Origin of the sequence: Caulobacter rhizosphaerae, assembly GCF_010977555.1 — a bacterium.
Lineage (GTDB): Bacteria > Pseudomonadota > Alphaproteobacteria > Caulobacterales > Caulobacteraceae > Caulobacter > Caulobacter rhizosphaerae.
This window is the reverse complement of record NZ_CP048815.1, coordinates 2953003-2978684: the sequence shown is the minus strand read 5'-3', so window position 1 is coordinate 2978684 and position 25682 is coordinate 2953003. Positions and strand designations below refer to the sequence as shown.

The 25682-nt window shown below is 67.7% G+C and carries 12 protein-coding genes; 11 read left to right on the top strand and 1 reads right to left on the bottom strand.

The genetic code is table 11. The annotated features are described in order from the left end of the window. Positions 1–4 precede the first annotated feature (4 nt). From G3M57_RS13645 to G3M57_RS13625, 5 genes are read left to right on the top strand one after another with little or no spacing between them, the layout of a single operon-like run. Positions 5–2632 carry a glycoside hydrolase family 3 C-terminal domain-containing protein gene (locus G3M57_RS13645; RefSeq protein ID WP_230983722.1) on the top strand — a complete coding sequence of 876 codons (2628 nt, stop codon included), beginning with the start codon at positions 5–7 and terminating at the stop codon, positions 2630–2632. Further along, positions 2629–4080: a glycoside hydrolase family 125 protein gene (locus G3M57_RS13640; protein WP_163231142.1), complete on the top strand. Its 1452-nt coding sequence runs from the start codon at positions 2629–2631 to the stop codon at positions 4078–4080. Before G3M57_RS13645 ends, G3M57_RS13640 begins: the two co-directional genes overlap by 4 nt. Then, positions 4077–6404 carry a GH92 family glycosyl hydrolase gene (locus G3M57_RS13635; protein WP_230983721.1) on the top strand — a complete coding sequence of 776 codons (2328 nt, stop codon included), beginning with the start codon at positions 4077–4079 and terminating at the stop codon, positions 6402–6404. Before G3M57_RS13640 ends, G3M57_RS13635 begins: the two co-directional genes overlap by 4 nt. 29 nt (positions 6405–6433) lie before the next feature. After that, the gene (locus G3M57_RS13630; protein ID WP_230983720.1) at positions 6434–8827 is read left to right on the top strand and encodes a hypothetical protein; all 2394 of its coding nucleotides are present in this window, start codon (positions 6434–6436) and stop codon (positions 8825–8827) included. Between the two features lie 13 nt (positions 8828–8840). Then, complete coding sequence (locus G3M57_RS13625) at positions 8841–10916, top strand: alpha-L-fucosidase (protein WP_163231140.1); 2076 nt, start codon at positions 8841–8843, stop codon at positions 10914–10916. A gap of 145 nt (positions 10917–11061) precedes the next feature. Here the strand turns inward: G3M57_RS13625 and G3M57_RS13620 are convergent, their stop codons facing one another. Continuing rightward, complete coding sequence (locus G3M57_RS13620; RefSeq protein WP_163231138.1) at positions 11062–13995, bottom strand: TonB-dependent receptor plug domain-containing protein; 2934 nt, start codon at positions 13993–13995, stop codon at positions 11062–11064. Between the two features lie 385 nt (positions 13996–14380). On the opposite strand from G3M57_RS13620, the gene G3M57_RS13615 reads away from it, so the two are divergent. From G3M57_RS13615 to G3M57_RS13590, 6 genes are all read left to right on the top strand, one after another. Then, on the top strand, positions 14381–14956 hold the full coding sequence (locus tag G3M57_RS13615) for an RNA polymerase sigma factor (protein WP_056750465.1): 576 nt from the start codon (positions 14381–14383) through the stop codon (positions 14954–14956). Beyond that, a complete protein-coding gene (locus tag G3M57_RS13610; RefSeq protein WP_056750469.1) occupies positions 14934–15890 on the top strand; it encodes a FecR family protein in 957 nt (318 codons plus the stop codon). Before G3M57_RS13615 ends, G3M57_RS13610 begins: the two co-directional genes overlap by 23 nt. Positions 15891–16117: 227 nt before the next feature. Next, positions 16118–19186 carry a TonB-dependent receptor gene (locus tag G3M57_RS13605; RefSeq protein ID WP_163231136.1) on the top strand — a complete coding sequence of 1023 codons (3069 nt, stop codon included), beginning with the start codon at positions 16118–16120 and terminating at the stop codon, positions 19184–19186. A gap of 36 nt (positions 19187–19222) precedes the next feature. Beyond that, positions 19223–20914, top strand: a complete 1692-nt coding sequence (locus G3M57_RS13600; RefSeq protein ID WP_163231134.1) for a peptide-N4-asparagine amidase — start codon at positions 19223–19225, stop codon at positions 20912–20914. Between the two features lie 171 nt (positions 20915–21085). Continuing rightward, on the top strand, positions 21086–23080 hold the full coding sequence (locus tag G3M57_RS13595; protein ID WP_163231132.1) for a TonB-dependent receptor: 1995 nt from the start codon (positions 21086–21088) through the stop codon (positions 23078–23080). Between the two features lie 386 nt (positions 23081–23466). Next, a complete protein-coding gene (locus G3M57_RS13590) occupies positions 23467–25668 on the top strand; it encodes a beta-glucosidase (protein ID WP_163231130.1) in 2202 nt (733 codons plus the stop codon). Positions 25669–25682: the final 14 nt, after the last annotated feature.

Here is a 25682-nt window from a genome sequence, read left to right as displayed (position 1 = left end):
CATGATGGTTCGACCCCACGCCCTAACGGTCTTGCTGCTGCTGTTCGCCACTGCCGCCCCCCTGGCCAAAACCTGGGCCGCCGAGACCCCGGCGGACCTGGTCTCGCGCCTGAGCCTCGAGGAGAAGGCGGCCCAGTTGCAAAGCGCCGCGCCGCCGATCCCGCGCCTGGGGATCCGCGGCTACGAGTGGTGGAACGAGGGCCTGCATGGCCTGGCCCGCAACGGTCCGGCCACGGTCTTCCCTCAGGCCATCGGCCTGGCCGCGACCTGGGACGAGGGCCTGATGGGCCGGGTCGGCGAGGCGGTGTCGACCGAGGCGCGGGCCAAGTTCAACGCCGTCGGTGACCGCGACCCGGGCCGCTACGAGGGCCTGACGATCTGGTCGCCGAACATCAACATCTATCGCGATCCGCGCTGGGGGCGAGGGCAAGAGACCTATGGCGAGGACCCACACCTGACCGGGACCCTTGCCGCCGCCTTCGTGCGCGGGATCCAGGGGCCTGATCCGCAGCACCCCCGCGCCATCGCCACGCCCAAGCACTTCGCGGTCCATTCGGGACCCGAGGCCGGCCGCCATGGCTTCGATGTCGATGTCTCGCCGCAGGACCTGGAGGCCACCTACCTGCCGGCCTTCCGCCAGGCGGTGGTCGAGGGCGGGGCGCGCTCGGTGATGTGCGCCTACAACGCCATCCACGGCTTTCCGGCCTGCGCCTCGCCGCTGCTACTGGACGAGACCCTGCGCCGCGACTGGGGCTTCAAGGGCTTTGTCGTCTCCGACTGCGACGCAGTCGACGACATGACTCAGTTCCATTATTTCCGCCTCGACAACGCCGCGTCGTCGGCTGCGGCTCTGGTGGCCGGCGACGACCTGAACTGCGGCAACGCCTACGCCCAGTTGCCGGCGGCGGTCCGCCGGGGGGACCTCGACGAGGCGATGCTCGACCGCGCCGTCGTCCAGCTGTTCGAGGGCCGCGCGGCGTTGGGCGCGCTGTTCGCGCCTGATCCAGCCAACCCCTACGCCAGGATCGGGGCTGACGCCGTGAACAGTCCCGCCCATCGCGCCTTGGCGCTGGAGGCGGCGCGCAAGTCGATCGTGCTGCTGAAGAACGATCGGAAACGCCTGCCGTTGGCCGTGACGACCAAGATCGCGGTGATCGGGCCGGACGCCGACGCCCTGGAGGTGCTGGAAGCCAACTATCACGGCACGGCCGTCGACCCGGTGACGCCGCTGCGGGGTCTGCGCGCCCAGTGGGGCGAGGGGAACATCCGCTATGCCCAAGGCTCGACCGTGGCCGAGGGCGTGCCCGTCGCCGTGCCGGAAACCGCGCTGCGCACCGGCGTCGGCTCGGACGCGGTCCAGGGTCTGATCGGCGCCTATTTCGACGATCCCGCACTGAGCGGCGCACCGCGCGTGACCCGCACCGACCGGGTCGTCAATTTCGACTGGGATCGCGCCGCGCCGGCGCCGGGCCTGGATCCCGCCCGCTACGGCGTGCGCTGGACCGGCGCGCTGGTCCCGCCGGGGCCCGGCCAGTACGCTCTGGTCGTCGGCGTCGCCCGCTGTTTCGACTGCAAGGGCCATGATCCCGTCCGGCTGTGGGTCGACGACAAGCTGGTGGTTGACGACGATGGTTCGGGCAAGGCGCTCGAGGCCGTGCTGAACTTCGCCGACACGCGTCCGCGCCGCATCCGCCTGGAACTGTCGCACACGGGCGAGGACCAGGGCGTGCGCCTGCAATGGCGCGCCCCGGCCGCCCCGCAGCTGGCCGAGGCCGTCAAGGCCGCCGCCCAGTCCGAGGTGGTGGTGGCGGTCGTTGGCCTCTCCCCCGACGTCGAGGGCGAGGCGCTGCAGGTCACGGTGCCCGGCTTCGACGGCGGGGACCGCACCGACATCGCGCTGCCCGCACCGCAACGGCGCCTGCTGGAAGCTCTGGCCGCCACCGGCAAGCCCCTGGTCGTGGTGCTGACCTCCGGCGGAGCGGTCGAGCTGGACTGGGTCAAGGCTCATGCCGACGCGATCCTGGCGGCCTGGTATCCGGGCCAGTCCGGCGGCGTGGCCATCGCCGAGACCCTGGCGGGCTTGAACAATCCGTCCGGCCGTCTACCGGTGACCTTCTACAAGTCGGCGCGTGACCTGCCCCCCTTGGTCGAATACGCGATGAAGGGGCGAACCTATCGATATTTCGATGGCGAACCGACCTATCCGTTCGGCTACGGCCTCAGCTACACCCGCTTCGACTACCGCGTGCCCAGCGTCTCATCGGTCACGCTGAAGGCCGGCGAGGATCTGATCGTCGAGGCGCAGGTGGCCAACGTCGGCGATCGGGCGGGGGACGAGGTGGTCCAGGCCTATCTGATCCCGCCCAAGCCCGCGGACTATCGCGGGCGGCAGGCCGATCGGCTGCTGTTGCGCACCCTGGTCGGGTTCGATCGGGTGACTCTGAAGCCCGGCGAGCGGCGCAAGGTCCGCTTCACGCTGTCGCCCCGCGACCTTTCTCAGGTCGCCCGCAACGGCGCGCGCGCAGTGGTCCCCGGTCAGTACACGCTGTTCGTGGGCGGCGGGCAGCCGGGCGAAGGGCCTGGTCACGAGGTGACGTTCACGATCGAAGGCCAGCAGGAGCTTCCGCGATGAGTCTCAGTCTCTCCCGTCGCCAGGCCCTGCTGGCCGGCGCGGCCGCGGCCCTGGCCGCCACGCCGGCGAAGGCAGCCCCGTTCATCTCGCACCGGCCTCCGGTCGAGGCTCGGCGCTTCGCCAGTCCAGCGGTCGAGGCCCTTATCAAGCGCGTGAAGGCCAAGGTCGCCGACCCCGAGCTGGCCTGGCTGTTCGAGAACTGTTTCCCCAACACCCTGGACACCACGGTCTTCCTCGGCGAAGCCGGCGGCAAGCCGGACGCTTTCGTGATCACCGGCGACATCGACTGCATGTGGCTGCGTGATTCCTCGGCCCAGGTCTGGCCCTACCTGCCGCTGGCCGCCAAGGCGCCCGAGTTGCGGACCCTGTTCCGGGGCGTGATCGGCCGGCAGGCCCGCTGCATCCTGATCGACCCCTACGCCAACGCCTATATGCACGACCCGACGGCGCGGACGAACCTGAAGTGGTCGCAGCAGGACGTCACCGAGATGCGACCCGGCGTCGGCGAACGAAAATGGGAGGTCGACAGCCTCTGCTATCCGATCCGCCTGGCGCACGGCTACTGGCGCGCGACCCGTGACCCGGCGCCATTCGACACCGAGTGGCGCAGGGCCATGGCCGTGGTGGTGCGCACCTTCCGCGAGCAGCAACGCAAGACCGGCCCCGGTCCCTACAGCTTCCAGCGACCCAGCACCCTGGCGACCGAGACCCTGATGCTGGAAGGCAAGGGCGCGCCGACCCGCAAGGTCGGGCTGATCCATTCGATGTTCCGGCCGTCCGACGACGCCTGCGTCTATCCGTTCCTGATCCCGTCCAACCTGTTCGCCGCCGCCAGCTTGCGGCAACTGGCGGAACTGGCGACGGAGGTGCTCAACGACACCGCCTTCGCCGCGGACTGCGTCGCCTTCGCCGACGAGGTGACAGCGGCGCTGCAGGCCCACGGCCTGACGCGCGACGCCGATGGCCAGCCGGTCTGGGCGTTCGAGGTCGATGGGTTTGGCAATGCCGCCTTCATGGACGACGCCAACGCACCTGGCCTGCTGAGCCTGGCCTATCTGGGCTGCGTTCCGCACGACGACCCGGTGTTCCGCCGCACCGCCCGCTTGGCATGGAGCGAGCGTAACCCCTACTTCTTCAAGGGCGCGGCGGCGGAGGGGGTCGGGGGTCCCCACGCGGGTCTGGACCTGATCTGGCCGATGTCGATCATCATGCGGGCGCTGAACGCCCTGGCCGACGGCGACGACGCCACGGTCCTGGCCTCGTTGCGGACCCTGAAGGCCACCCACGCCGGCACGGGCTTCATGCACGAGGCCTTCCACAAGGACGACCCGACCAAGTTCACCCGTGACTGGTTCGCCTGGGCCAACACCCTGTTCGGCGAGCTGATCGTCGAGATCGCCGACCGCCGGCCCGCCCTGCTGGCCCGCCCCCTGGACCCGACCGCATGACCCAAGTTCCCACCCTCGATCGTCGCGCCCTGATGGCCGGAGCCGGGCTCGCCGGGCTCGCCGCGGCCGCGCCCGCCCGTTCGGCGCCGCGCAAGTCGCTGTGCGACTTCGTCGACCCGTTCATCGGCACTGGCGGTCACGGCCACACCTATCCGGGCGCGGCCCTGCCGTTCGGCATGGTGCAACTGAGCCCGGACACCAGCAACAACGGCTGGGATTCCTGCTCGGGCTATCACCAGCAGGACGGCTCGATCATGGGCTTCTCGCACACCCACCTCAGCGGAACGGGCTGCGCCGACCTGCTAGACGTGCTGGTGGTCCCCGCCACCGGCCCGGTGCTGCTGACGCCTGGCGAGCCCGGCAAGCCCGACGACGGCTATCGCTCGCGATACGACCGCGCCAGCGAGCATGCCTCGCCGGGCTACTACAAGGTTCGCCTGACCGACACGCGGATCGACGCCGAACTGACCGTCACCGAGCGGGTGGGCCTGCACCGCTATACCTTTCCCAAGGACGAGCCCGGGCACCTGCTGATCGACCTGCAGCATGGCCAGAAAGACTGGTGGGAGAAGTCGCCCGAGACCCGGATCAAGAACGCCAGTCTGCGCCTAGTCGGCGACGACACGTTGGTCGGGGCCCGCCAAGTGTTCCAGTGGGCGCCCGGGCGCTGGATCTATTTCGCCCTGAAGCTGTCTCGGCCGTTCAAGGACGCCCAGCTCTACGCCGCTGACCAGCCGCTGGCTGCCGACGCGCGCGAGGCCAAGGGCGAGAACCTCAAATGCGTGCTGCGCTATCCCGACGCCGGCAAAATGCCGCTGCTCGTCAAGGTCGGCCTGTCCGGCGTCGACATTGAAGGCGCGTTGGCCAATCTCCAGGCCGAGGTTCCCGGCTGGGACTTCGACGGCGTGCGGCGCTCCGCGCGCGCGACCTGGGAGAAGGCGCTGTCCTCGATCCGCATCGACGACGCGCCCGAGACCGACGCGAAGATCTTCTACACCGGCCTCTATCACAGCCTGCTGGCGCCGACCCTGTTCAGCGACGTGGACGGCCGTTATCGCGGCATGGACCAGAAGGACCACAAGGTCCCGGCCGGCCGCCGCAACTACAGCACCTATTCCCTGTGGGACACCTATAGGACGCTGCATCCACTGCTGACCCTGGCCCAGCCGGATCGGGCCGCCGATGTGGTCGCCGGTCTCGTGCCGATGGCCGAGGAAAGTCCCAAGGGACCGTCGGTCTGGCCGCTGCAGGGGATCGAGACCGGCACCATGAACGGTTGGCACGCAGCCGTCGTGCTGGCCGAGGCGCAGGGCAAAGGGCTGGGCGGCCTGGATGCGGCCCGCACCTGGAAGGCGTTCCGCAAACGCGCCTTCGACGACGATGTACTGGGCCTGGACTGGTACAAGCGCCTGGGCTTCATTCCGGTCGACGAGGTCATGGAAGGCGCCAGCCGCACTCTGGAATACGCCTATGACGACTGGGCCATGGCGCATCTCGCCGCCGCGGCCGGGGCCCACAACGACGCCAAGGCCCTGCTGGAGCGCTCACGCAACTACCGTAACCAGTTCGACGCCTCGACCCAGTTCATGCGGCCGCGCAACGCCGACGGCTCCTGGGTGACGCCGTTCGAGCCGCGCGCCATCGGCCACATGGAGAAGTGGCGCGACTTCACCGAGGCCAACGCCTGGCAAGCGACGTTCCTGACCCAGCACGACCTTTACGCCTACATGGAGCTGTTCGGCGGCGAGAAGGGGTTGGAGGCCAAGCTCGACGCGCTGTTCACCGCCAGCTCGGAGATGCCGCCGGGCTCGCCGCCCGACATCGCCGGCCTGGTCGGCCAGTACGCGCACGGTAACGAGCCCTGCCACCACGTGGCTTACCTCTACGCCTATTGCGGCGCCCACCATAAGACCCAGGCCCAGGTCCGGATGCTGCTCAAGAGCCAGTACCAGGCCAAGCCAGACGGCCTGTCGGGCAACGAGGACTGCGGCCAGATGAGCGCCTGGTACGTGATGAGCGCCCTGGGCCTCTATCCGGTCGACCCGGTGATGGGCGCCTATGTGTTCGGCTCGCCGCTGTTCCCGCGGGCCGAGATCGCGGTGGGGCAGGGGCGGAAGCTGGTGATCGAGGCCAAGGGCGTCGCGCCGGACCGCTTCTACATCCAGTCCATGACCTGGAACGGCGCGGCGCACGACCGCTGCTGGATCGGCCACGACGAACTGGCCAAGGGCGGGCGGCTGGTGTTTCAGATGGGCGAGCGGCCGAACCCGGCGTTCGGCGCGGCGCGGTCGTCTCGTCCGCCCTCGACGCCGAAGTTCGCGTGAAGCCGCGCCGCCTCGCGTTGGGATTGGCCATGCTGGCCGCCAGCGCGGCCGCGGCGGCGCAAGCCGAGGACCTGACGCGCGCGCGGCTGGTCCAGACCAGCGCGGAATCGACGATGGCGGCGCGCTTCCTGGCCGAGGAGATCGCTTCGCGCCTCGAACGGCCCTGGGGAGCGGGTTCTGACGCCAAGGCGCCATTGGTGATCGTGGCGCGGCCCGATGCGATCGAGGGGCTGTTGCCCATAGCCTTGCGAGCGACGTGGCGAGCCAATCCCGCCGGGAGCGCGGCCCGGACGCCGGAAGGGTTCTCGGTACGAAGCCTGCGCGCCGGGTCACGGACGGCGCTGGTCGTGGCGGCTGAAACGCCGCGCGGGCGACTGTTCGGCGTCGGCTGGCTGTTGCGCAAGCTGGAGATGGAGTCGGGGAGGGTGGTGGCCCCCAGCGCCTTGGCGATCGACACCGCGCCGGTGCAGGCCGTCCGCGGCGTGCAGATTGGCTATCGCTTCAAGAACAACAGCTACGACGCCTGGACACTGACGATGTTCGAGCGCCGCGTGCGCGACATCGCGATCTTCGGCGGCAACACGATTCAGGTCATCGCGCCGCTGTCGGACGACGCGGCGACCAGCCCGCTGTTCCCAGCGCCGGCGCTGGAGACGATCGTCGGCCTGTCGGCCCTGGCCGAGCGCTACGGCCTGGACTTTGCGCTCTACTATCCGCAGTTGGCCAAGGACTACGGTGACCCGGACGCCGTGGCGGCGGAGCTGAAGGCCTTCGAGGCTTTGGTTCGCCGGCTGCCGAAGGTTGACGCGCTGTACGTCCCGGGCGGCGATCCCGGACACACGCCGCCGGACAAGCTGTTTCCCCTGGTCGAGCAGGAGGCGGGCGTGCTGGCGCGCGTCCACCCCGGAGCCAGGGTGTGGCTATCGGCGCAAGGGTTCGACCAAGCGGAGAGCGAGGCGTTCTACGCCCAACTGGCGCGCGGACCCGGCTGGCTGGCCGGCGTGTTCTTCGGCCCCCAGACCCGCGATCCCATGGCCGTGCAGCGCCGGCGGATCCCGGCCCGCTATCCGATCCAGTTCTATCCCGACATCGGCCACACGATGCACGCCCAATTTCCGGTTCCGGAGTGGGATCCCGCCTTCGCGATCACCGAGGGGCGCGAGCCGATCAATCCCCGTCCTCTGGGTCAGGCCACGATCTTCCGCCATTTCGCGGCGCTGAACACCGGGGCGGTGACCTATTCGGAGGGGGTGAACGACGACGTCAACATGACGCTGTGGTTTCAGCTGGGCTGGTCGCCGCAAGTCGAGCCGCGTGAAGTGCTGGGCGACTACGTCCGCGTGTTCCTCGGTCCGCGCATTGGTGTTCAGTCCAGCGACCGGTTCGCCGACGGCGTGATGGCGCTGGAACGCAACTGGTCGGGCAAGGCGGCCGGCAACGCCGGGATCGACGCCACCCTGACCCTGTTCGACGGCCTGGAGCGAAGCGCCTCGCCAATCCAGCGCGCGAACTGGCGGTTCGAGTCCGCGCTCTACCGGGCGGTCTATGACGCCTGGGTTCGTGCGCGGTCGCGGGCCGAGGCGGCGCGGCAGGCCGCGGCGATGGCGGCGCTCGCGCAGGTCTCCACGACTGGAGCAGAGGCCGCCCTGGCTCAGGCCGAACACGCCCTGGCCGAACCGGACACGGCGGAAGCCCTGGTCCTGCGCGGCCGGCTGTTCGAGCTGGCGGGACGACTCTACACTCATGCCGGCCTGCAGCTCAGCGTCCAGCGCTACGGCGCCTCGGCGATCGAGCGCGGCGCCAATCTCGACCGGGTAGACGTCTCGCTGAACGACCGGATCTGGCTGACCCGCCAGTTCGCCGACGTCCGTGCGCTGGCGGACGAAGCCGAGCGCCGGACGCGGCTGGCCAAGATCGCGGATCCGGCGATGACCGGGCAGGGGGGCCTGTACGACGACCTCGGTGACCCGGATCGCGAACCGCATCTGGTGCGCGGCCTCGGCTTCGATCGCGATCCTCAGATGCTGGAGAGCGCCATCGACGGCGTCGCCGACAAGGTCCCGGACGACGGCTGGCGCGGAGCTTGGACAACCTATGCCGAGACGCTCTACGACCGGCCGATTACTCTGGTCTATCGAGACCTCGATCCGAAGCGGACGTGGCGGCTGCGCGCCACCTACGCCGGTGAGGACTACCAACTGCCCATGCGCCTGACGGCCAATGGCGTCGAACTGCATCCGCCGCTGCCGCGCGCCACCAATCCGATGACGGTCGAGCTGGCTGTTCCGCCCGAGGTCATGCGGTCGGGCCAGCTACGCCTGGACTGGACGCGCCCGCCCGGTGTCGGCGGGGGCGGTCGCGGCCACCAGGTGGCCGAGGTCTGGCTGATCCCCGATCCCGTTTCTTCCTCTGTTTCCCCCTGACCGGAGCCGATCGATGCGCCCCGAACTTCATCTATCTCGTCGCCGCTTGATGCTGGCCGGCGCCGCCGCCTCGGCCTTGCCCGGCATGGCCTTCGCCGCTGCACCAACGCCCTACGGCGCGACGCCGTCGGCCCGGCAACTGGCCTGGCACGGCCTGGAGACCTACGGTTTCGTCCATTTCTCGATCAACACCTTCACCGATCGCGAATGGGGTTACGGCGACGAGTCGCCCGCCCTGTTCAACCCGACCGATTTCAGCGCCGACCAGATCGTCGCCGCGGCCAAGGCCGGGGGGCTCAAGGCCCTGATCCTGACGGCCAAGCACCACGACGGCTTTTGCCTGTGGCCAAGTCGCTTCACCGAGCACAGCATCAAGAACAGCCCCTACAAGGGCGGCAAGGGCGACATCGTCCGGGAGATGTCCGAGGCTTGCGCGCGCGGCGGATTGAAGTTCGGCCTCTATCTGTCGCCCTGGGATCGCAATCACGCGGACTACGGCCGGCCGGAATACGTCACCTACTATCGCAACCAGCTGCGCGAGCTCCTGACCCAATACGGAACGCTGTTCGAGGTGTGGTTCGACGGGGCCAATGGCGGGGACGGCTATTACGGCGGGGCCCGCGAGGTTCGAAAGATCGGGCCCAACTATTACAACTGGCCCTCGATCGTCGCCTTCGTCCATGAGTTGCAACCCATGGCCGTGACCTTCGACCCCAAGGGCGCCGACCTGCGCTGGGTGGGCAACGAGCGCGGCTTCGCCGGCGATCCGTGCTGGGCGACGATGGACGATGGGCCCTATACCGAGGCCAAGGGCGCTAGCGGCGTGCGCGGCGGGTCGGTGTGGTGGCCGGCCGAGGTGGACGTGTCTATCCGTCCGGGCTGGTTCTGGCACGCCTACGAGGACGCCGAGGTGAAGTCCGCAGGACGGCTGCAGAAGATCTATTTCGAGTCCGTCGGCCGCGGCGCGAACCTGCTGCTCAACCTGCCGCCAGATCGCCGAGGCCGCATTCCCGACGAGGACGTCGCCGCCTTGACCGCCTGGGGCAAGGCCCGGCGCGAGTTGTTCGCCCGCAATCTCGCGGACGGGGGCAGGGCCCAGGCCAGAAACGCCCGCGTCGGACATGCCGCCGCCAACGTGCTGGACGGCGTGCGGGATACCTACTGGGCCTGCGACGAGGGCGCGGCGACGCCTGAGCTGACCCTCACCTTGCCGCAGGCGCAGACCTTCGACGTCGTGCGCCTGCGCGAGCACCTGCCGCTGGGCCTGCGGGTGACCGAGTTCGCCCTGGACGTCTGGGATGGCGACTGGCGCGAGATCGCCCGGCATCAGGGGATCGGAGCCCAGCGGCTGGTGCGGCTGGCCGCCCCGGTCACGACGCGCAAGTTGCGCCTGCGGGTGCTGGACGCGCCGGCTGGCCCGGCGATCAGCGAGATCAGCCTGTTCCGGCAACCCGTGCTGGTCGATCCCCCCGCCATCCAGCGCGACCGCGAGGGTCTGGTGTCGATCATCGGCGACGCGCCGGGGCTGGAGCTGCGCTATACGGTGGACGGCTCCCCGCCGACGCGCAACGCCTTGCGCTTCAACGGACCTTTCCCGCTGCCCGAGGGCGGGGAGGTCCGAGCCATTGCGGTCGAGCCGGCCGGCGGCGTGACCAGCGCGCCGGCGCGACGGGCCTTCGACGTGCGGAAATCCGACTGGCGCATCGCCCAGGCCAGTGCTCCGGGCGCCGAGGCGCTGATCGACGACGAGCGCGGCACCGTCTGGCGGGCGCCGGTCCCCGCGCTCGTGGTGCTGGATCTGGGACAGGCCAGGTCGCTGTCCGGCTTTACGCTGCAACCCGCCTGGGACCGACCGCAGGGCGCGGGCGCGCCGGCGGGCTATCGGGTCGCGACCAGCGCCGATGGCGTCACCTGGACGGCGGCAGGCGAGGGCGAATTCGCCAACATCGCGGCCAGCTTGGCGCCTCAGCGCGTGACCTTCGCTCGTCGGGAGGGGCGGTATCTAAAACTGGAAGTTACGCGGGCGGCGGCAGGCGAGGCGCAGGTCGCGTTCGCGGAGCTGGGAGTCATCACCTTGGGCGACGCGTAAGCCCATCTGAGGTGCTTCTTCACGCGAACCGGTTCCGGTTCGCGTGAAGAAACGGCTTGCGGACAAACGCTCGCCGACGTCAGGACCTCGATGTGCGAGCCGAAGCACAAGCCGCGTCGTCCCAGGACGACGCGGCTCGCCGGTATCAGAAGTTATATTGCAGGCTGATGTTCACCGCCCGGCCCAGCGGATCATAGAGACCCGTATAGGTGTTGGGGTTGTTGGTGGTGCCGTCGACGAAGGTCGCGGGGACGACGGGGGGCGACTTGTCGAACACGTTGTTGATCGCGATCCGCGCCGTCATGTCCTTGACCACCATCACCGACGCCGCCAGGTCGAAATAGCTGTAGGCCTTCATCTTGGTCAGGATCTTGTAGCCTTGGGGACCGGCGCCGCCGTTGAGGGCGTTGTCGGTGCTGTTGGCCGAAAGCTTGGTGTCGCCGATATAGCGCCAAGCCAGCGAGATGTTGCTGTTGCGCCACGGGGTGCTCCAGGTGGCGCGCGCGTTATGCGCCCACTTGGGGGCCGGAGCGTAGCAACTGGGCTGGCCGTAATAGCCCGCGCAGTCCTGAGCGGGCGTGGTCGGCGAGTCCTGGCCCATGCTGTCGATCAACAGCGTGCCGACCAGGTTCAGGTCCATGCGGCCGTACTTGCCGATGCCGAAGTTGTAGCCGACCTGAATGTCGTTGGCCTTGTAGTTGAGGATGTTGGTGTTTTCGGTACCGCCGGAGATGAAGCCGTTGGTCGCCGACGTGCCGTCGAGGCGGCCGGTAGTGGGGTCTCGCTTGACGAAGCGGCAGTAGTAGTCAAGGCCGGTGGTCAGGCAATTCGACAGGGCGACGTTGGCGTCGATATAGCCGATGAAGTCCTTGATCTTGATGTCGACGTGGTCGATCGAGAACATCAGGCCGGGCACGAAGGACGGCGTGTAGACCAGACCCAGGGTCTGGGTGATCGCCTTCTCGGGCAGGAGGTTGATGTTGCCGCCGCCGGCGTAGCGGCGGCAGCCGTTGGGTCCGCAATCGGCGATGGACTTGTTGGTGTATTGCGCGGCCGTCACGCCCGTGTTGGCGCACTGGGCGGCCGTCGGCGCACCGGGCTGGCTGAGCGAGGTCGCCGAGCACGGATCGACGCCATTATAGCTGAAGTTCCGCGGCGAATAGAGCTCGGAGATGTTGGGCGCGCGAGCGGCGGAGTTGTAGCTGAACCGCACCAGCAGATCGCTGACCGGGCGATAAAGCCCTTCGACCTTGGAGGTGTAGAGCTCCTTCTTCTGATTGTCGTACTTGGACGCCCGCAGGCCGGTGTTGAACACCAGGCTCTTGACGAAGGGCAGGTCGTTGGCGATCGGCAGTTGGGCTTCGCCGTACAATTCCTTGACGCCATAGTGGCCGCCGGTGGTACTGAACCAGCCCTCGTAGTCGACGGTGGCCTGGTCGGCCAGGACCTTCAGGCTTTCCCGGCGATACTCCGCGCCCAGGGCGATGGCGACGCCTTCCTTGGCCCAGGGGCTCTTGATCCCGTACTGGCCCAGGTCGCCGGTGATGTTGGCCGTCACATCCCGCTGCTCGACGACGTTCGTCCAGCGGTAGTTGTCGTAGACGTAAGGATAGACCTTCGGGTCGATCTTGTTGGCCTGGAAGATGTTGGCGGCGACGCAGTTGGTGTCGGTCTTGTCGACCACCGACTGGCAGGTCGGCGTGCCGCCGACGCTGACGACGTTCACGGCGCGGGCGAAGCGCGTCGGGTTGATCTCGTTGCGGTCGGACAGGGTGTTCTCGACGCGCGAGGCGATGAAGTTGACGTCATAATGCCAGCCGTCGAACAGGTCGCCCTTCAACCCGCCGCTGAAGCGATAGTCGGCGTTCACGATACGGTTTTGGACGGGCGTGCTGCCTGGCCCCTCCTGCAGCAGGTAGTAGTGGCCATCGACCGTGGTGGCCGTACCCGCCGACGAGCCGCACAGGCTTTGGCCCTGGCTGGCCGATAGGAAGGGGTTGTTGCAACTGATACTGACGTCCTGGTCGAAGGCGCCCGACTGCTGCTCGATCGACACGTCGCGCATCACCAGCAGGTTGGCGTAGGCTTCGAGCGCATCGTTGAAGTGATAGTTGGCGAACAGGCCGCCGGTGAACCGCTTGTCGGAGCGGATGAAGTTCCAGTCCTTGCGGGTGTTGCTGGCGTAGTCGGCGGCGTTGGCCGTCGAGACGAAGCTCTGGGTGCCGTCCTTGTTCATGAAGTAGCCGTTGCCGGCGTTAGGACCGCTGGCGATGTCGAGACGGCCAAACGGCGTGTAGCTGGTGTTGACCGAGCACGACAGCGCGGTGGTGCTGCCCGCCACGCGGCACGATGAATAGTCGCGCGCGCTCCACTTGACCGGTTTCTGGTCGCGATAATCGGCAAAGATGCTGATGTTGCCCTTGTCGTCCGCGAAGTTCTTGCCCGCCGCGAAGTTGATGTCCCAGCGGCCGCCGTCGGTCACATGCTGGGGAGGCACGGGGAAGTTCGGGTACTGCGAGATCAGGCCTCGCATGGCCATGTCGTCGTTGGTGTGCTGGAAGAAGCTGTAGGACCCGTTGACCTGGACGCCGTCGAACTTCTTGTTCAGCACGAAGTTCACGACGCCGGCCACGGCGTCGGAGCCGTAGGTCGAGGAGGCTCCGCCCGACAGGACGTCGACGCGCGAAATCAGGGCCACCGGCACGATGTTGAGGTCGATCGCCTGGACGGGCAGCAGGCGCTCGCCGTCCAGGAGCACCAGGGTGCGCTGGTTGCCCAGTCGACGGAGGTTCACCTTGGCCTGGCCGCCATTGTCGAAGCCGGCGCCGAACTGGTTGTTGTCGGCGCGGACCTGCGGCAGGCGATTGAGGGCGTCCTCGATGTTCATGACGCCCTGGAACTGCAGTTCCTGCTTGTCCATCGTCACGATCGGCGCGGCGGACTGGACGTTCGGTCGGCGGATGCGGGTGCCGGTGACGATGACCGCGTCGACGGTGTTGTCCTTGTCCGCCTTTGTGTCCGCCTGTTGGGCGTGGGCGCCCTGGGAGAAGGCCAGCGCCGACACGGCGATGGACGCCATGAGACCCGCTTTGAGCCGATCAGATCTGCCAATCATTTTGATTATCCCCTAGGCGCGGGTGAATTCCCGGCGTCCCCTAGAGGTCAAGACGGACGCCCGGCGCCGTTCCTTGGTCGGGTTGACGAAATTATGTGATTTTCGCGACAATCGTGGCTTGTCGGTCTTCGGGGCGGTCCAGCGTCATTGAAGTCGACGGGCGGCTGCCTCATCAAAAGGCAGGGGCGGGAAAAGAGGATGGCGACTGTGTTCTTGACTCGCCGCCGCCGCAGGCCGCCCCTACTAGGCGCAGCTTGCTCAGAGTCGCCATTCCGATGACCAACCAGATCGAGCCAAGGTTCTCGGCGCCCGCAAGGTCGTTGGCCGACCCTTCAAGGCGACGCACGCCGTGACGTCCGATCGGGAACACATCGTCAAATGGGTGGCCAACGAGGTCATGCCGCATGAGGCCGGTGTGCGGGCCTGGTTGCGCCGCGCGCGTGTGCCGGCCGACGAAATCGATGATCTGATGCAGGAGGCCTACGCCAAGCTGGTCGGCTTGCAGCGCGTCGACCAGATCGAGAGCCCCGATGGCTATTTCTTCCAGGTCGTTCGCAATCTGCTCACGGATAAGTTACGGCGCGCCAGGGTGGTTCGTATCGAAACGGCTACGGAAATCGACGCGCTGTCCGTCTGTTCTGATGAGCCGTCACCCGAACAGGCCACAGCCGCGCGTCGTGAACTGTCCCGGGTGCAGGCCTTGATTCAAGCTTTGCCGGAACGCTGCCGGCGGGTATTCGAGCTGCGAAAGGTTCTGGGCGTGCCGCAACGTGAAATCGCCCGACAACTGGGTATCAGCGAGAGCGCCGTGGAGAACGAGGCGGTCAGGGGCATGCGCCTGATCATGCGCGCGCTGCAGGAAGAGGGCGCCGAGGTGCGTGGCGACCGGGTGAGAAAGACGAATGACCGATCGCGAAACGGCTGAGGATATCGAGGCGGAAGCCGCCCGATGGGTCTGGCGATTGGATCGCGACGGCCGCATCCCGGAACTGGAAATCCAGCTTGAGGCCTGGCTCGCGGGCGATGCACGCCGTCGTGGCGCCTTTCTGAAGGCCGAGTCGGTCTGGACGTTGCTGGATCGGGCAGGGGGAATTGCATCACGTTCTCTCGCGAGGCCCGCCCGGCCGATATCGCGCCGGGTCCTGCTGGCCGGAGCCGGCGGAGCGATTGCGGCCGCGATGGTTGGGAGCGGCGTCCTGATCCTGCGAGAGGATCGTTTCAGCACCGGCGTTGGCGAGGTTCGTCGTGTGCCGCTGGAGGACGGTTCGGCTGTCGCGATCAACACCGCCTCGGCGGTGGAAGTCGCCTTCCGGCGGACGCAGCGCACCGTTCGCCTGCGGGACGGCGAAGCCTGGTTCCAGGTCGCCAAGGACGTCCAGCGGCCGTTCGTGGTGGAGGCTGGCGCCGTTCGCGTGCGGGCCGTGGGCACGGCCTTCTCGGTGCGGCGAAGAGCCAATGGCGCCGATGTCTTGGTCACCGAGGGCGTGGTCGAGGTCTGGGCCGAAGGGGCGACGCGCGCGCCGTCGCGCCTTAAGGCCGGACAGGGGGCGTTCGTCGATGCGAGTGCTGTCATGCGTCCGGCGGTCGCCGCGCCCGAGGCCGTCGATCGAAAGCTGGAGTGGCGTTACGGCAAGATCGACCTGGCCGGCGAAACGCTGGGCGAGGCGGTCGCCGACTTCAATCGCTACAACGAGCGCAAGCTGGTCATCGCCGATCCGGGGATCGCCGACGAGCGCCTCTACGGCGCCTTCAACACGGGCGGGCCGGACGCGTTCGCCGCGGCGGTCGGCGCTAGCCTGGGGGTCGAGGTCGAGGTTCGCAGCAGTGAAATCATCCTGGGCCGGAGGCGCGCGTCATAACCTGGTCGTCCGCTCCCGAAGACCTCGCAGACGGCGTCGGGCCATCGCCTCGGCCCAGGTCGGCGGGGTCTTCGCACGGACGCCAGCGACGCCTTCTGGCCTGCCTGATTGCGATCGGCGCGGCGTTGGCCCACCCAGCCTTGGCCGGCGTAAAGACCTTCCGGATCAAGGCCCAGGACGCCGGCCCGGCCGTGACTGAATTCGCGCGTCAGGCGGATGTTCAACTGGTGCTGTCGGCCGCCGCGGCGCGAGGCCGACGCACCAACGCCCTGAACGGGACGTTTGATGTCGGCCAGGGGCTGGAGTTGTTGTTGAAGGGGACGGGCCTGCGGGCCCGTCATCTCGCGCCGGGGATCTACGCGGTTACCTTGGAACCTGGACCGCGCTCGCCATCAACGGCGCCTGTCGTGATTCAGTCTGTTCCGTCGACGCAAGTCGCCGCGCCGACTTCGCTGGACGAGCTCGTGGTGACGGGCACGCGCATCCGCCGGGCCAACACCACAGCCGCCGCACCCGTGACGACCCTGTCCCAGGCGGACCTGCGCTTGAGCGGCGTGCTCAATCTGGAGGAGGCGATCAACCGACTGCCCGAGGCGCGCGCCGACTCGACCCAGTTCACCAACGGCTCGGATGCGGACGGGCGAGCCCAGATCAATCTGCGGAATCTGGGTCATCAGAGGACCCTCGTCCTGCTCGATGGCGAGCGCCTGGCCCCAGTGCAGGCGGTCGATCTCAACATCATACCGGCCGCCCTGGTTCGGCGGGTCGACATCCTGACGGGCGGGGCCTCGACCACCTATGGCTCGGACGCGGTCGCTGGCGTCGTCAACTTCATGCTCGATCGCGATTTTGAGGGCGTGCGAATTGATGGCGGCTACAGCGTCTATCAGCACGCCAATGACGACGTCGCCGTTCGCGGCGTAGTTGCGGAATTCGCCAACATAAGGGCCCCGGCGGAGCGCGTCACCGATGGCGTCCGCAAAGATCTGACGATTGCGGCGGGGAGGCGGTTCGCCGGAGGGCGCGGCGAAATCGCCCTTTTTGGCGCCTACCGCAGCCAGGATCCGGTGCAGTGGAAGGACCGGGACTTTTCCGCTTGCCGGATCATCGCGAGTGAGGATAACGGCGCGCCGTCCTGCGCGGTCAGCACGCTCTATACCCACCATGGCCGCTTTCGGCCGCTTACCGGTCCTTCGGCGGGGCAGGTCTTCTACACCGGGGCGGATGGCGCGTTCGCGCCGGAAGCCGACCGCGACCTTTATGCAGCAAACACGCGCGAGAACTTCAACTTCATGAGGTCGGACGAGCGGCGCTCCGCGGGTGCTTTCGTGAACTTCGGGGCATCAAGGGCCGCGCAATTCCGCGCCAGCCTGCTCTACATGAAGGACGCGACCTACAGTCAATTCTATCCCTACATCAACACAGCGGAAGTCCCCGCGGGGGGCTTCCAGGTCAATTGCCGCAATCCGTTTCTATCGCCAAGCCAAGCCGCTCTGCTGTGCGGTTCCGCGGTCGGCTCTGACCAGTTGGTCTCAACTCAATACACCGCGATCATGGGCGGCCCGGGCAGCCGACCGTTGCGCGCGGAAGCCATCAACCAGGACTACAGGATCAGCCTGGGCCTGAGCGGCGAGGTGTTCGACCACTGGCATTATGATCTGTCAGCAATCCGCTCGACGGTTTTCAGTTCGCTCTCCGACAGCAACGAGGTCGATCCGAGCCGGCTCAACAAGGCCCTGAACGTTGAACTGGTTGACGGCATCCCGACCTGCGTCGCCAAGCTCAACGGAACCGATCCCGCCTGCGTGCCGGCCGACATCTTCCGGCAGAACGGTCTCGACCCGCACTTCTACGCCTACGCCTACCGCGACTATGTCTGGGCAAACCACTATGGCGAGACGGACCTGATCGCCAACCTATCGGGAGACCTGACGAGTTATGGCGTGAAGAGTCCATGGGCCGGCCAGGGCGTCGCGGTGGCGCTGGGCGTCGAATATCGGGCCGATTCCCTCAAGCAGAAGATCGACCCGGCGGCGCTGGAGTTCGAACAGCTGAGCCCGCCGTTGCGCGGTCGCCAATCGGTGCGCGAATTCTACGGCGAGCTGCAGGCGCCCATCGCCGAAGGGCGGCCCTGGATCGAACGGCTGGAGATCAATGCGGGGGTCCGGTATTCCAACTACAATACCGACCACAGCCTCCTGGCGACCCGGAAATACGAGCTGCAGTACCAGCCCACGGCTGACTGGCTGGTCCGCGCCAGTCTCAACAAGGCTGCTCGCGCGCCGAACATTTCCGAACTCTATACCGGCTCCACCTATGGCGTGATCGGCCTGTCGGATCCGTGTTCGGGCTCGTCTCCGGCCGCAAGCCTCATCGCCTGCCAGCGCACCGGCGTGACCGCCGCGCAATACGGCCGCATCCCCAACTGTCCGGACCAGCTGTGCCAGACCTATGGCGGCAACGGGAACCGAAGCCTTCGTCCCGAAAACGCAAGGACCCGGACCATAGGCCTGGTCTATACGCCGCGCGGTCTGCCCGGCTTCAGCGTCTCCGCCGACTACTACCGGATCGCGGTGAAAGGCTATATCGGCCCGATCCTCGCCGACAGCGTGTTTCAAAGCTGCTTGAGCACGGGCCAGGACTACTACTGCCGGTTCGTGCATCGCTCGGCGGACACGGGGGCTCTGTTCGGCAGCCCGGCGACCGGCGGATATATCGCCACCGGCGCCCAAAACACCGCATTGCTGATCAACGAGGGCGTGGACGTTCAGGCCAGCTATGACATGTCGCTGGGTGCGCTCGGACGGCTTGGTCTCAATCTGACCAGCATGGGACTGATCACCACTGGCGGCAGGAGCGCGCCGGACGATCCTTTGCGCAACTGCGCCGGCTATTTCGGGCCGCCCCAGTGCTATGCGCCGCAGCCGCTTTGGCGTCACAACCTTGCCGCCACCTGGCGGTTGCCCTGGCGTGAGGCGGTCGTGTCGCTCAACTGGCGCCATATCGGCCCGACGCGGCTGGCGGCCAACAGCTCCGCCCTCAGCGCCGGGGCGCCGCCCTATGCCTATCCGTCGTTCGCTCGGCTGGAGGCCTACGACTATCTCGATCTCGGGATCTCGATGCGGCTGCGTCCCCGCCTGACCATCCGCCTGGTGGCCAACAACCTGTTCGACCTGACCCCGCCGGTCGTTCCGTCGACCTTCGTGGACGGCACCACCAATAACCCCAACACCTACACCGGAACCTACGACCCGCTAGGGCGCGACCTGCATCTCGCCTTCAGTCTGGGCTTCTAGCGCCGGCCCGTTTCATCCCTCATTCGAGTCCTGCTTATGACGTCTCGTCACGCCCTCGTTTCCGTTCTCGCCGCCATCCTCGGCCTCGCTGGACCGCTGACCGTCGCTCGAGCGGAAAGCGTCATTCCCGCTGGCTTCGCCGCGCCGCCGCGGCCAGCGCCCGGCGTCAATACGGTCGCCGACGTCGAGCCGCGTGTTCCGCGGCCGGCGGGCGAGCCCTGCGTCGCGCCGCTGTTCGCCCCGCGGCAGTTCGAGGGCGTGGAACCCGTCGCCTTTTCCTATACGCCGCCAGCGGCCTGTCCCGGCCCCTGGGCCAAGGTCGTGCTGGAAGCCGATTTCGACGTCACCGCCGGTCGGCAGTTCGATCGCACCGCCATCATCCATCTGGGTGGGGTGAACCTCTACTACGGCACCACGATGGAGCCGCGCAAAGCCATTGCGCCAGCCTGGCATGTGGAGCGCGACGTAACCGACTACGCCGCCTTGCTGGCGCAGCCGGGCGCTGGGGAGGTCCTCATCGCCAATGTCGTCAACGAGACCTACACCGGACGCCTGACCGCAGGCGCGCGCCTGCTGTTCTATCCCGCCTCGACCGCGACGCCCGCCCCGGCGGCGCCGCAGATCGTGCAGCCGATCTCCGGCGGTCTCGCCAGGCTCACCAAGGACAAGGACCGCCTGGCCCAGACCGTGGTGCTGCCGGCCAATGTCGAGCGCCTAGCCTTGGACGTCGTCGCCCAAGGACAAGCGGACGACGAGTTCTGGTACGATTGCGTTCCCGATCATCTGGCCTCCGACAAGGAGGGACGATGCGGGGGCGGAGCCTTCCGGCAGGTCGAGGTGTTCGTCGACGGCCAGCGCGCGGGCCTGGCCTCGCTGTTTCCGTGGATCTTTACGGGCGGGATCAATCCGTACCTGTGGTTCCCGGCTCCCGCGCCGGAGACCCTGAACTTCACACCCTCGCGGATCGACCTGACGCCGTTCGCCGGCCTGGTCAACGACGGCCGGCCGCATCGCATCGAGGTCGCCGTGCCCGGGGTGCGCAACTACTATCTGGTCACGGCCAGTCTGCTGGCCTGGCGCGACGCCGGCGCCAGCTCGACCCGGGGGCGGCTGCTCCACAATACGCTGGCGGCGCCGCGCGAGACCACGGACGCGCGCCACGTCCAGGTTGGCGAGCAGGGCTTGAACGGCCGGATCGACACGCGCTTGGCGCAGAAGGGAGAGATCGCGGGCGTTCTCCAGACTTCCCACGGTGAAGTCACCACCAGCGTGCGCTACGCGATGTCGTTCTCGAACCGCCAAAGCTATGTCTCCAATGACAAGATCCAGATCGGCCGCATGCGGCAGTCGACGCGTCTGCAGGTCGATACGCGGCGGACCGACGCGTCAGGAACCGCGACGCGCCGGGAAATCTCGTCCTACCCCTTCAACTCCGTCACCCAGGAGACGATTACGGCCGACGGGACCAACCAGACCGCCGCCGTCGACCTGACTCTGGCCCGGACCGAACGCGAAGTCGCCTCGGATGGTCGGGTCTGGACACGAGCGCTCAGCAATCACGTCACGCCGACCGCCCAGGGACAATTCAACCGCGCCGCCCGACGCTTCCAGAACGCTTCGGGTTCATCGGTCCAAGCGTATCGGCTCGAAGACAGCGCCATCGGCTGCTACGGCCGCACCGTCGTGGTGAAGGATAACACCGTCGTGACGGCCCGGGACGGGTGCTGAACACGATCCGGCCATAGAGGCGCGATTTAGGCGTCAAACAGCGATCGAGCGGGGTTTGCGATGCCTAAAAGCGTCGCAAACCCCGCCGTCTTCTCGCAGGTTCAAAAATCCGCTTGGAGGCTGTTACGATATAACATAAGCCAGCCGCGAGCATTCTTTTGTGAGGATCAAATGCGACTGCGTACGATGTTGCTGGCGGCGGCCGGAGTCGGGGGGCTGTTGGCCTGCGCCAACCAAGCCGTAGCCCAGGATCTGGGTCATTCGGTGTCCGAGGTGGTGATCACCGCCTCGCCCCTGGCGGGCGATCCCGACCGTTTCGCGACCATCGTCGAGCAGGTGAGCCGCGATCAGGTGCTCAGCAACGGCGGAGCCAGCCTGGCCGACGCCTTGCGCAACGTGCCCGGGGTCGCCGGGACAGGTTTCGCGGCCGGCGCCAGCCGTCCGGTGATCCGCGGCATGGACGCGCAACGCGTGAAGCTGGCCGAGAACGGTCTGTCCAGCTCGGACGTCTCAGACGTCGGTCCCGACCACGGCGTACCGATCGACCCGCTGGCCGCCCAGCAGATCGAAGTCGTGCGCGGCGCGGCCACCCTGCGCTACGGCAGCCAGGCGATCGGCGGCGTCGTCAACGTCATCAACAACCGCATCCCGCTCAAGCCGATAGACGGGATCGAGGGGGAAACAACGGCGGCCTATTCCACCAGTTCGTCGACCGGCGAGGGTACGGTCAGCCTCGACGCAGGGCAGGGACCGTTCGCGGTTCACCTGGACGGTTTCGGGCGCCGGGCAAGCAGCTACGACACGCCCGATGGCGTCCAGCCGAACTCGTTCTTCCGGGGCAACGGCTATTCGGGCGGCGCGTCCTACTTCTTCGGCGACGACAGCCGCATCGGCGCTAGCGGCACGCATTACGAAGCGCGGTACGGCATTCCGTCCGACGACACCTTCATCCGCATGAAGCAGGACAAGGGCGCCGTCGGTGGGTCGTTCAAGTTCAGCCAGGGCCTGCTGCAACGGATCAACGTCGACGCCGGCTACGCCGACTACACCCACAGCGAGATCGACCCCGAGACCAACGCGGTCCTGTCGACCTTCAACAACAAGGAGTGGGACGGCCGGATGGAGGCGCTGTTCGGGGCCACGGGGCCGCTTTCGGCCTCGGCGCTCGGCGTCCAGTTCCAGGACCGCAAGTTCAGCGCGCTGGGCGAAGGGGCCGACTACCTGCTGCCCACCCACACCCAGAGCGTCGCGGCCTTCGCCTTCGTGGAGGCCCCGGTCGGCGCCCTGCAGTTCCAGGGCGCGGCGCGGGTCGAGCACATCAAGATCGACGGCACGCCAACCACGGGAATCGAGACGAGCCGCGACTTCACGCCCTTCAGCCTGTCGGCCGGCTTCACCTACGACGCTTCCGACGCCCTGCGCCTGGGCCTGACGGTCGCCTCGGCGGCTCGGGCCCCGGCCCAGACGGAACTCTTCGCCCGGGGGCCGCACGACGGCCCGGCGACGTTCGAGACCGGCGACCCGGAACTGAAGATCGAGCGCGCCAACTCCCTGGAGGCGACGGCGCGGTACAAACTCGGTTCAGAAGGCCGCATCGAGGCCTCGGCCTGGGCCGCGCATTTCGACAACTACATCTACGGCGCGTTGACCGGACGCCTGTGCGACGAGAGCGGCGTCTGCGAGGCCGGCGGCGACGGCGAGCTCAAGGAACTCAACTACGGCCAGCGCGACGCCAACTTCTGGGGCCTGGAGGCCAAGGCGTTCTTCCCGCTGGCGTCGGTGGGCGGCGGCAAGCTGTCGGGCCAGGTGCTGGGCGACTATGTGCGCGCCAAGTTCACGGGCGGCGGCGGCGACGTGCCGCGCATCCAGCCCGGCCGGTTCGGGGGCGGTCTCGACTGGGACAACGACGTCGTCGACGCCAGTTTCCTCGTGCTGGCGGTGTCCTCGCAGGACCATGTCGGTGTGGCCGACCTGGCCACCGACGGCTACACCTCCGTTGACGCCCAGGTCCGCTGGAAACCGTTCAAGGCCAAGCCGGGGATCGCGCTGACGCTCGTCGGCCACAACCTGGCCGACGAAACGATCCGCAACGCCACCGCGCTGAACAAGGATTCGGTCCTGATGCCGGGCCGCGACGTGCGCCTGGTGCTCAGCGCCAAGTTCTGACCAGGAGCGGCGCCCCGCCTCTCCACGAGGGCGTTGCTTGCGAATCGACCTCTCCCGCGCTGGCGTGGAGCGCCGCATGATGAGGCTCTGCGAGGGTCACATCATGCGGCTTCTGGCGCGTCGGCGTTCGGCTCTGCGAGGCCTGGCGACCGCCCAGATCGTCCAAGGCGGCGCGGGGAGGGCCATCAACGGCCTCCCCGCAAGGTTGGGCTTTCCCGTTGTGGCGCAATGATCCCAATCCGGCGACCGAATCTCCGACAGCGGTGTCTTTTCTTGTCCTATAGACAACGTTGTCGTGGTCTCGTACGACAACGTTGTCGTTGTGGTTCCTAGACCGCCGGCAGTAAGGCCTCCGCGGAGGGGCCGGAGGAAACACGGGGCCTGTCATGACCATTCGCACCTTCACGCTCGTCTCAAGCCTTGCCATCCTGGTCGCGACGTCGGCGCAGGCTGCCAGACCGTCCGACCAACCCTGGATGAACGTCAAGCTGTCGCCGGACGAGCGCGCGGCGCTGCTGGAGAAGGAACTAACCCTCGACGAGCGCATCGGCCTGCTGCATGGGCCGATGTCGATGCCGATCTTCGGGATCACCAAGCCCGAGGGCGCGATCGGCTCGGCCGGCTACATCCCGGGGATCGCGCGCCTGGGCGTGCCGGCCCTTCAGGAAAGCGACGCCAGCCTTGGGGTCACCAACCCCCTCGACGTGCGGCCGGGCGACGGAGCCACGGCCCTGCCATCGGGTTTGTCGCTGGCGGCGACCTTCAACACCCGCCGGGCCTACGAAGGCGGGGCGGTGGTCGGTCGCGAGGCGCGGGCCAAGGGGTTCAATGTCCAGTTGGCCGGCGGTGTGAACCTGGCGCGCGATCCGCGCAACGGCCGCAACTTCGAATATCTCGGCGAGGACCCATGGCTCGCCGGCAACCTGGCCGGGGCGTCGATCAAGGGGATCGAGGATCAGGGGATCGTCTCGACCATCAAGCATTTCTCGCTGAACGGCCAGGAGACCAGCCGCCATTTCGCCAATTCGGTGATCGACGAGGCGGCGCATCGCGAGAGCGACCTGCTGGCCTTCCAGATCGCGATCGAGAAGGGGCAGCCCGGCTCGGTGATGTGCGCCTACAACCTGGTCAATGGCGACTACAGCTGCGGCAACGATCACCTACTGAACACGGTGCTGAAGGGTGACTGGGCCTACAAGGGCTGGGTGATGTCGGACTGGGGCGCAGTCCACGCCACCGACTACATCGCCAAGGGACTCGACCAGCAATCGGGAGAACAGCTGGACGCCAAGGTCTGGTTCGGCGCGCCGCTGAAGGCCGCCGTGGAGAAGGGCGAAATACCGGCCGCGCGGGTGTCGGACGCCAGTCGCCGCATCCTGCGCTCGATGTTCGCCGCGGGTCTGTTCGACAAGCCGGTGCTGCCGGGCGGCGCTATAGACTACGCGGCCAACGCCGAGGTGGCCGGGGCCGCGGCGGCCGAGGGCATCGTGCTGCTGAAGAACCGCGACGGGCTGCTGCCCCTGGCCGCCACGGCCAAGACCATCGCCGTGATCGGCGGCCATGCCGACGCCGGCGTGCTGTCAGGCGGCGGTTCGTCCCAGGTGGTGCCGCCGGGCGGCGCGAAGCGCGTGGTCCCGCTGGGCGGCGAGGGGATGATGGGACCGTTCCGCAGCGAGTATTTCAACGGGTCCTCGCCCCTGGCCGCCATCCGCAAGGCCGCGCCGAACGCCAAGGTCTCCTTCGACGACGGCCGCTACATCGCCGCCGCCGTCGCCGCCGCCAAGGCGGCCGACATTGTCGTGGTGTTCGGCAACCAGTGGATGGGCGAGGGGGAGGACGCGGCGGACCTGTCCTTGCCGAACGGCCAGGACGCCCTGATCGCCGCCGTCGCGGCCGCCAATCCCAACACCATCGTGGTGCTGCAGACCGGCGGTCCGGTGTCGATGCCCTGGCTAGGCCAAGCTGGCGCGGTCGTCGAGGCCTGGTACTCGGGCGTCAAGGGCGGCGAGGCGATCGCGGACGTACTGTTCGGCGCGGTCAATCCCTCAGGCCGCCTGCCGATGACCTTTCCAGCGTCCCTGGCGCAATATCCGCGGGAGGCGCTGCCGGGCCGTGGCGTACCTGAAAAGACCCAGTTCGACGTCGTCTATACCGAGGGGGCCGACGTCGGCTATCGCCGCTTCGCCCAGACCGACCTGAAGCCGCTGTTCCCGTTCGGCTACGGCCTGTCCTACACCCAGTTCGCCTATTCGAACCTGAAGGTGACCGGCGGCGACACCCTGACGGTCGGTTTCGATGTCGCCAATATAGGACAGAGGGCTGGCAAGGACGCGCCTCAGGTCTATTTGACCGACGCGGCGGGCAAGCCGGTCCAGCGGCTGATCGGATTCGACAAGGTCGACCTGAAGCCCGGCGAAACGCGCCGCCTTACGTTAACCGCCGACGCCCGCCTGCTAGGTCGCTTTGACGCCAAGGCTCGGCGCTGGGTGATTGACGCCGGCCGCTACCAGGTGGGCGTCGGAGGCGCTTCCAATGACCTGGCCCTGAGCGGCGGCGCCAAGCTCAAGGCCGGGATCCTCAAGCCCTGACCTTGCGCGCGGAC

Coding starts and splice junctions, on each gene's coding strand:
- G3M57_RS13645 (WP_230983722.1), top strand. CDS start 5: ATGGTTCGACCCCACGCCCTAACGGTCTTGCTGCTGCTGTTCGCCACT.
- G3M57_RS13640 (WP_163231142.1), top strand. CDS start 2,629: ATGAGTCTCAGTCTCTCCCGTCGCCAGGCCCTGCTGGCCGGCGCGGCC.
- G3M57_RS13635 (WP_230983721.1), top strand. CDS start 4,077: ATGACCCAAGTTCCCACCCTCGATCGTCGCGCCCTGATGGCCGGAGCC.
- G3M57_RS13630 (WP_230983720.1), top strand. CDS start 6,434: ATGCTGGCCGCCAGCGCGGCCGCGGCGGCGCAAGCCGAGGACCTGACG.
- G3M57_RS13625 (WP_163231140.1), top strand. CDS start 8,841: ATGCGCCCCGAACTTCATCTATCTCGTCGCCGCTTGATGCTGGCCGGC.
- G3M57_RS13620 (WP_163231138.1), bottom strand. CDS start 13,995: ATGGCGTCCATCGCCGTGTCGGCGCTGGCCTTCTCCCAGGGCGCCCAC.
- G3M57_RS13610 (WP_056750469.1), top strand. CDS start 14,934: ATGACCGATCGCGAAACGGCTGAGGATATCGAGGCGGAAGCCGCCCGA.
- G3M57_RS13600 (WP_163231134.1), top strand. CDS start 19,223: ATGACGTCTCGTCACGCCCTCGTTTCCGTTCTCGCCGCCATCCTCGGC.
- G3M57_RS13595 (WP_163231132.1), top strand. CDS start 21,086: ATGCGACTGCGTACGATGTTGCTGGCGGCGGCCGGAGTCGGGGGGCTG.
- G3M57_RS13590 (WP_163231130.1), top strand. CDS start 23,467: ATGACCATTCGCACCTTCACGCTCGTCTCAAGCCTTGCCATCCTGGTC.